Here is a 5,800-nt window from a genome sequence, read left to right on the forward strand (position 1 = left end):
AACAAGTAATGCGGGGGGCATAAACGTTTATAACAATCGAATTAAATATTTAACCATTCTAGCGGGCTAAATAAAGCGCTAACTGCGTTATAAATTTTTCATGTAGAACAACTACATGTCAAAATTTGTGCCTTGTTATCACTCCATTTATCTGTCGCTATAAATGGTCAGTAACTTAACACGATTGGTATAACTTGATACGACAACTAACTTGAAAAACTCCGAGACATAAAAAAAAACCGCTACTAAGCGGTTTTTATCAAACAATTACATATTACTTAATAACACGTAAATGTGAGCCTTTTTTCTTTTCTGGCTTAGCTGGTGCTGGTTCGTCAGGTAGTAATTCATCTGCGACATCAACACTTTCTAACTCAGCTGCAAACTCGTCTTCGTCCTCTAAAAACTCATCTGCGGTAAACACCGTGCCTTCACCGTTTTCGCGGGCATAGATAGCAAGTACAGCACCGATTGGTACATAAACTTGCATTGGCTGACCGCCAAAACGTGCATTGAAGCTTAACTGCTGATTATCCATTGAGAATTGTGTTACAGCAGAAGGACTAATATTCAATACAATTTGACCATCTTGAACAAACTGTGTTGGTATTTGTACTGCTGGAAAATCAGCGTTAACCACTAAATGCGGTGTACACTGATTATCGACAATCCAATCAAAGAAAGCGCGTAATAAATAAGGACGATTAGGCGTCATTACAAACGGATCTCGCGCTCAGTTTCAGTCAAAGAAGCTTGGAATGATTCACGTTCAAATAAACGGATCATATATTCTTTCATTTCTTTTGAACCTGCACCTGTTAACTCAATACCAAGCTCTGGTAAACGCCATAATAACGGCGCTAAGTAACAATCAACTAAGCTGAATTCTTCGCTCATAAAATATGGCGCTTCGGTGAAGATGGCTGAAACAGCAAGTAGAGCTTCTGTTAATTCTTTACGTGCTTGAGCAGATTCTGCACCATTGTCGTAAATTTTAGCAGCTAAACTATACCAGTCTGTATCGATACGATGCATCATCAAACGGCTACGGCCACGCATTACCGGATAAACAGGCATTAGTGGAGGATGAGGAAAACGTTCATCAAGGTATTCCATGATGATGTTTGCCTGATATAAACCAAGCTCACGGTCGATCAGTGTTGGCACTGTACCGTAAGGGTTAATTTCATGAAGTGCTTCTGGCAGGTTGTCCTTTTCAGCCAGATGAATATCTACACTTACGCCTTTTTCAGCAAGTACAATGCGTACTTGATGGCTATACATACAGTTAGCACCAGAAAAAAGGGTCATTACAGGGCGCTTATTGGCAGCTACGGCCATGCCTACCTCCATTAAATAACAAAAACAGCAATAGGGGCTTAAGCCCCTATTGCAAAATTACCTTTAAATATGTTCAAGATTAATGAACATCTCTCCAGTATTCTTTCTTCAGCATAAATGACAAGATAAAGAGGATAATTAAGAATCCGATTACCTTAAGGCCAAGCGCTTCCGATTCAAGACGCGTAGGCTCACCTACGTACTCTAGGAAGTTCGTTAAATCACGAACAGCTTGGTCATACTCATCTACACTTAATTCGCCAGTGCCATCTGTTTTAGTGCCAACAACTTTAGTCACAGTTTGACCATGTTCTTCCACTTCTTCAGTGATAGGCGTAGGTAAACCTTGCAGCTCTTGTAGAACATGCGGCATACCTACCGATGGGAATATTGTATTATTCACACCGAACGGACGAGATTCATCTTTATAAAACGATTTTAAATAGGTGTAAATCCAATCACTGCCACGCACTCGCGCAACATTTGTTAGATCCGGCGGAGCCGCACCAAACCATTTTGCAGCATCATCTTTAGTAATTGCATTGGTAATATGGCTACCTACTTTTGAACCGTCAAAAATTAACTGCTCAAGACCTACCTCTGTAGGAATACCGATATCACGAAAAGTACGCTCATAACGTTGATACTGCATTTGGTGACAACCAAGACAGTAATTCATGAACAACTTTGCACCACGTTGCAATGATGGCTGATCTGTAAGGTCATTGCCCGCTTCCATTAGCTGAACCGAAGGACCTGCAGCCATTGCCGGCAATACGTTTATTGATAAAGCAAATAAACCGATAATTAGCTTCTTCATCATTTCGTTAACCTCTCTGGCAATGGCTTAGTTTTTTCATTCTTACTGTATACAAATAACAGCACGAAGAACATAAAGTAAGTCACAGTACAGATTTGCGAGATAATCGTTTTCAAATCAGTTTGTGGAGTTGCGCCCACCCAACCAAGTAAAACGAAAGTCACCACAAAACCTGCGATGTTCCATTTATGGAAGCCACAACGGTAACGAACTGATTTAACTGTACCACGGTCAATCCAAGGTAACAGAGCCAGTACAACAATCGATGCACCCATAGCGACAACACCGATTAATTTATCTGGGATTGCACGTAAGATTGCATAGAATGGCGTAAAGTACCAAACAGGGAAAATATGTTCAGGCGTCTTAAGTGGGTTTGCTGGCTCAAAGTTCGGCGCTTCTAAAAAGAACCCACCCATCGCAGGCATAAAAAACACAACCCAACAAAATAAGATTAAGAAACCTACCACGCCCATAATATCTTTTACTGTGTAATATGGGTGGAACGGTATCGCATCAACAATGTCTTTCTTGTCAGTGTAATACTCATGGAATTTAAATTTAGGCTTATCTTCTTCTGCAACAGAGCCTTTCTTACGTTTGATTTCAACACCATCAGGGTTATTTGAACCCACTTCGTGAAGGGCAACAATATGTAAGAATACTAAGATAACGATCACTAAAGGTAACGCAATTACATGCAGTGCGAAGAAGCGGTTAAGCGTTGCACCTGAAATTACGTAGTCACCACGGATCCAAAGCGTTAAGTCATCACCAATAACCGGAATCGCACCAAATAATGAAATGATTACCTGTGCACCCCAGAATGACATTTGACCCCAAGGTAATAAGTAACCCATGAAGGCTTCAGCCATAAGCGCTAAGAAGATAAACATACCAAACAACCACAGTAATTCACGTGGTTTTTGATAAGAACCGTAGATCATGCCACGGAACATATGTAGATAGACAACGATAAAGAACGCTGATGCACCGGTTGAATGCAAATAACGTAATAACCAGCCGTATTCAACATCACGCATGATGTATTCTACAGAAGCAAATGCCCCTTCAGCTGACGGAACAAAGTTCATCGTTAACCAAATACCAGTTAGGATTTGGTTTACCAGCACTAACATAGCTAAAGAGCCAAAGAAGTACCAGAAGTTAAAGTTTTTTGGTGCCGGATACTGTGCAATATGCATGTTCCAAACACGTGTCATTGGGATACGGTCGTCGATCCAACCAATAATCTTACCAAACATTAGGCAGCCCCTTCTTCTTCGCCCACTAAAATAGTGGTGTCATCGATAAAGGTGTAAGGCGGTACTTCTAAATTTAATGGTGCTGGAACCGCTTGGAATACGCGACCTGCCATATCAAATTTAGAACCGTGACATGGGCAGTAGAAACCATCATCGGTTCCTTCTACTTTTTCACTAAAGTTGCCTTCAAAAAAGCCTGGTGAACAACCTAAGTGTGTACAAATACCAACAGCAACGAAAATTTCCGGACGTTTTGAACGGTATTCGTTTACAGCTGATTCAGGTTGTTGAGGCTCTTCAGATGCAGGATCACGAAGTTGATCTTCGTGAGCTTTCATCTGCTCAAGCATTTTTGGGGTACGTGATACAACCCATACAGGTTTACCACGCCACTCGACACGTATTAATTGCCCAGGCTCAAGCTTGCTGATATCTACTTCTACAGGCGCACCCGCAGATTTAGCTCGCTCACTTGGATTCCAAGACGCAATAAAAGGAACAGCAGCCCCAGCCGCACCAACACCACCTACAACAGAGGTAGCTATGGTTAAAAAGCGACGTCGGCCATTGTCTACAGGCGCATTGCTCATCCACTTATCTCCACTATGATTCCCAACACTTGCTATATTGAGAACATCAGTTACAGCAGGTTAATTTTTAGAAATTTTAAAATAGACGCGATCATAATTAAAACCCTTGATTAAAACAAGGTTATTCACAGTTCCATGCTCGAATAAACCCGATTTAATTAAATTATTAATAGGGTCGGCTCGAGTATGAAGCCGTTTGTTATAATAGCGTCTTTAAAAAACAATATACTGACCAAGATCAACCTCACTAAGAGGAAACAGATAAACTGCACATGGTGCTGTTGAACTCACTCACATTACTTGCCAGACAATTGTAGCAAAAAAATTCACCAATTAACTGACGGATTTACACTTATTACAATAATTATTGAACTTTTTTTTGAGTTACACGCAGTAAAGGCCAAAGCAGGTTAATTATTAGGCGCATATTTGATGCGAGTTTGCTGGTTACTAATAAAAAGTGCGAATTTGCATTCACTTATAGAGAGCGCGAGTTGCGAGTTGCGAGTTGCGAGTTTTTCAAGATTAAATAATACCACCATATAAAACTCAAGGCTTATCGCTAACTTTTATAGCCGCAAAAACAAAAAACCCAGCCTCGGCTGGGTTTTTGAATTCTTGATAACGTAAATATTAACGTTTTGAGAACTGTGGACGCTTACGCGCTTTCTTAAGACCCACTTTCTTACGTTCAACTTTACGTGCATCACGAGTAACGAAACCTGCTTTACGAAGTTGTGGACGTAGTGACTCGTCAAACTCCATAAGTGCACGAGTGATACCGTGACGGATAGCACCAGCTTGACCAGTAGTACCACCACCAGCAACGGTGATGTAAAGATCAAACTTTTCAGTCATATCAACAAGCCCTAGAGCTTGACGAACAACCATGCGTGCTGTTTCGCGACCAAAATACTCTTCTAAAGAGCGATTGTTGATTACGATGTTACCAGTGCCTGGGCGTAAGAATACGCGAGCACTTGAACTTTTACGACGACCTGTACCGTAGTATTGATTTGCCATGTTAGTGCTCCTTAAATGTCTAGAACCTGAGGCTGTTGTGCAGCATGGTTGTGCTCAGTACCCGCGTAAACTTTAAGTTTACGGTACATTGCGCGGCCTAAAGGACCACGTGGCAACATGCCCTTAACAGCTTTCTCGATGATCATTTCAGGCTTTGCAGCTTGAAGTTTATCAAAAGTAGTAGACTTAAGACCACCTGGGAAACCAGAGTGAGCATAGTACACTTTATCTTTGAACTTGTTACCAGTTACAGTAACTTTCTCCGCGTTGATAACGATGATGTAATCACCAGTATCTACGTGTGGAGTGTACTCAGCTTTGTGCTTACCGCGTAGGCGATGAGCGATTTCAGTAGCGATGCGACCTAAAGTTTTACCTTCAGCGTCAACTACGTACCAGTCACGTTTTACTGTTTCTGGTTTAGCAACAAACGTTTTCATTTATAAAAATCCAATGTTTTTCAATTAAAACCACAGGTAATTATTATTAATTACCGCTCTAAATGTTTGCTCCAACCCCTTCGAGTTTAAGACTTTAGCGCCATTCAAAAGAGGCTAATCTGATGAAGGCAATAGAACGCAACGTGGCAGACGCGGGAGTATACCAGCACTTTTACCACATTGCTACTCGACGGTTGTTTTTTCCACAAGAAATTTCTTCTATCAGCTATCAGCTATCAGCTATCAGCTATCAGCTATCAGCTATCAGCTAAGCGATATCCGCTAGAATAATTAATCGATAAGAACACAAATATCAGAATT

Annotated in this window: 8 protein-coding genes; 1 reads left to right on the forward strand and 7 read right to left on the reverse strand. The window is 41.0% G+C overall.

What is annotated here, in order from left to right; all coding sequences use genetic code 11:
• Positions 1-274 precede the first annotated feature (274 nt).
• The 7 genes from CWB85_RS17515 to rplM all read right to left on the reverse strand — a co-directional run bounded on the left by CWB85_RS17515 (position 275) and on the right by rplM (position 5,479).
• Positions 275-715 carry a ClpXP protease specificity-enhancing factor gene (locus tag CWB85_RS17515; RefSeq protein ID WP_016710048.1) on the reverse strand — a complete coding sequence of 147 codons (441 nt, stop codon included), beginning with the start codon at positions 713-715 and terminating at the stop codon, positions 275-277.
• Complete coding sequence (gene sspA, locus CWB85_RS17520) at positions 715-1,341, reverse strand: stringent starvation protein SspA (protein WP_016710049.1); 627 nt, start codon at positions 1,339-1,341, stop codon at positions 715-717. The genes CWB85_RS17515 and sspA overlap by 1 nt, the downstream gene beginning before the upstream one ends.
• Positions 1,342-1,420: 79 nt before the next feature.
• Positions 1,421-2,164: a cytochrome c1 gene (locus CWB85_RS17525; RefSeq protein WP_138555577.1), complete on the reverse strand. Its 744-nt coding sequence runs from the start codon at positions 2,162-2,164 to the stop codon at positions 1,421-1,423.
• A complete protein-coding gene (locus CWB85_RS17530; RefSeq protein ID WP_016710051.1) occupies positions 2,161-3,426 on the reverse strand; it encodes a cytochrome b in 1,266 nt (421 codons plus the stop codon). The genes CWB85_RS17525 and CWB85_RS17530 overlap by 4 nt, the downstream gene beginning before the upstream one ends.
• On the reverse strand, positions 3,426-4,016 hold the full coding sequence (petA, locus tag CWB85_RS17535) for a ubiquinol-cytochrome c reductase iron-sulfur subunit (RefSeq protein ID WP_016710052.1): 591 nt from the start codon (positions 4,014-4,016) through the stop codon (positions 3,426-3,428). Before petA ends, CWB85_RS17530 begins: the two co-directional genes overlap by 1 nt.
• Positions 4,017-4,649: 633 nt before the next feature.
• Positions 4,650-5,039, reverse strand: a complete 390-nt coding sequence (rpsI, locus tag CWB85_RS17540) for a 30S ribosomal protein S9 (protein WP_016710054.1) — start codon at positions 5,037-5,039, stop codon at positions 4,650-4,652.
• A gap of 11 nt (positions 5,040-5,050) precedes the next feature.
• Positions 5,051-5,479: a 50S ribosomal protein L13 gene (gene rplM / locus CWB85_RS17545; RefSeq protein ID WP_002957960.1), complete on the reverse strand. Its 429-nt coding sequence runs from the start codon at positions 5,477-5,479 to the stop codon at positions 5,051-5,053.
• Positions 5,480-5,601: 122 nt separating this feature from the next.
• Between rplM and CWB85_RS22505 the strand changes: the two genes are divergently transcribed.
• Positions 5,602-5,751, forward strand: a complete 150-nt coding sequence (locus CWB85_RS22505; protein ID WP_016710055.1) for a hypothetical protein — start codon at positions 5,602-5,604, stop codon at positions 5,749-5,751.
• Positions 5,752-5,800: the final 49 nt, after the last annotated feature.

The sequence above is a fragment of the Pseudoalteromonas sp. S1727 genome (genome assembly GCF_005886375.1).
Taxonomy (GTDB): Bacteria; Pseudomonadota; Gammaproteobacteria; order Enterobacterales; family Alteromonadaceae; genus Pseudoalteromonas; species Pseudoalteromonas haloplanktis.